This is a genomic window from Mesorhizobium sp. M1E.F.Ca.ET.063.01.1.1, assembly GCF_003998155.1.
Taxonomy (GTDB): domain Bacteria; phylum Pseudomonadota; class Alphaproteobacteria; order Rhizobiales; family Rhizobiaceae; genus Mesorhizobium.
In genome coordinates, this window is record NZ_RZSC01000970.1 from 1 (window position 1) to 1885 (window position 1885).

2 protein-coding genes are annotated in these 1885 nt (G+C 63.3%); one reads left to right on the plus strand and one right to left on the minus strand.

Features of this window, described 5'->3' with window-relative positions; genetic code table 11:
* Positions 1 to 207: 207 nt before the first annotated feature.
* Complete coding sequence (locus EOA29_RS34910) at positions 208 to 660, plus strand: Lrp/AsnC ligand binding domain-containing protein (protein ID WP_126095862.1); 453 nt, start codon at positions 208 to 210, stop codon at positions 658 to 660.
* A 174-nt stretch (positions 661 to 834) separates the two neighbouring features.
* Here the strand turns inward: EOA29_RS34910 and EOA29_RS34915 are convergent.
* Positions 835 to 1885 (minus strand): cytochrome c peroxidase (locus EOA29_RS34915; protein ID WP_127222294.1); only part of this gene is annotated, 1051 nt, incomplete at its 5' end.

Genomic DNA, 1885 nt, shown 5'->3' on the forward strand with positions numbered 1-1885 from the left:
GTAGTTGGCACGGATCTGCTGGCGGATGGCATCGAGCGGCATGTCGGGTCCATGAAAGCGAGCGTTGGGGAGCGGTCCGGCGGTCACCGGACCGATCGGCGAAAGCTAGCACAATTGGAAAATCCAGGTCGGTCCAAAGAAATCGACAGGATAGTCCATTTGAACTATCATATAATGTTGAAACCAATCATTTTGACCATCATATCGATGACCGAAGACCAATTGGACCGCATAGACCGCAACATCCTGTCCGCCCTCGGGCGCGACGGCAGGCTTTCCATGTCCGAACTGGCTTTGAAGGTCGGCCTGTCGAAGACGCCGGTGCAGGCGCGGGTGAAGCGGCTGGAGAAGGACGGCTACATAAGAGGCTACCGCGCCATCGTCGACCGCGAGCGCATGGGCGAAGGCCATGTCGCCTTCGTCCAGGTCAAGCTTTCCGACACGCGCTCAGCGGCGCTCGACGCGTTCAACCGCGCGGTGCAAGGCGTGCCGGAGATCGAGCAATGCCATATGATGGCGTCGAGCTTCGATTATCTGCTGAAAGTCCGCACAACCGACATCGCCGCCTATCGCCGGGTGCTCGGCGAGCGTATCTCGGCACTCCCCCACGTGGCGCAGACGTCTACCTTTGTGGCGATGGAGACGGTGAAGGATCGTTAGCGGAAGGCTCCCTGATCGGATCGGCTTGATCTCTAGCCCTTATCGATGCTTCGACAATCGCGAATTCCTCTCGCAAGGCCGCGAATTCGGCAACGAACTCGGGATCCTTGAACCAATCCTTGGCGGCGTCTTCAACGAGAACTGTTTTCCGGCTCATCGGACCTTCTTATCCCTTCATTCCGACAGCGTCTTGAGGAACGCCACCAGCGCCGCCCGCTCACGGTCGGAAAGATCGAGCGGATGCACCTCCGAAGCGCCTTCGACGCTCGCCGGCGCCTTCGAATAATGCTCGATCACTTCGTCCAGCGACGAGAACTGTCCGGCATGCATGTAAGGCGGTCGGGTGGCGGCGCCCCGCAGCGACGGCGTCTTGTAGGCGCGCACAAGCTGCTCACCGTCCTTCACCATGAAGCGCAGCTCGCGGCAGGCGCTTGCGTCCCCGTCGCGGAACTTGCCGAAGCAGTTGAAGGGATCTGCCTGAACTTGAGCCACCGCGTCGACCCGCCCGCGATCCGGCGGCAGATCCTTGACCGGTGGCACGCCGGTGTTGTGGAAAGCGTTGTCGGTGAAGCGCGGGCCGTTGTGGCAGGTCACGCAATTGGCCTTGCCGATGAACAGCTTCAGCCCGAGGATCTCTTCCGGCGAGAACGCCGCGTCGCCCTCAGGCCTGGCGCCGGTCGCAAGATCGATGGCGAAGCGGTCGAAGCGCGTCTCCGGAGGTTCGATCGAGCGCTCGAAAGCCGCGATCGCCTTGCCGATATTGGTAAAGACGCGATTGACATCGTCGGCCTGTCCGGCGGGCATGGCGCTCCACGCGGCCTTCTCTGCCTCGGTGCCGAGCGGGCTGGCATTGGCCGGCACCGTGGAAAGGTCGGGCAGCGGACCGAATATCCGCTCATAGCGCTCGCCGAACCGGTTCTTGATGTAGTGCGCGAAGGCGGCGCGGTTGCCGGCCTGCTCGAGCGGATTTTCGAGCGGCGTCAGCGCCTGCGCCCATAGGCTGTCGCGCCGCCCGTCCCAGAAGAACCATGGATCGCGCGCCACGCCGGCCAGCGGCATGGTGCGCCGGTTTGTGCGGCCGACGCCGACCGCTTGCGGCAGGTCGTCCTGGAACTGGCGGTCGATCTTGTGGCAGGTCGAGCAGGACACCGTGCCGTCGCGGCTCATGCCGGCATCGAAGAACAGCGTCGACCCGAGCGCCGCCGCGGCCGGCACGTCGGCGTAC

Bases quoted from the DNA above. Each gene is read 5' to 3' on its own strand.
- EOA29_RS34910 (WP_126095862.1), top strand. From the start codon at position 208: ATGACCGAAGACCAATTGGACCGCATAGACCGCAACATCCTGTCCGCC.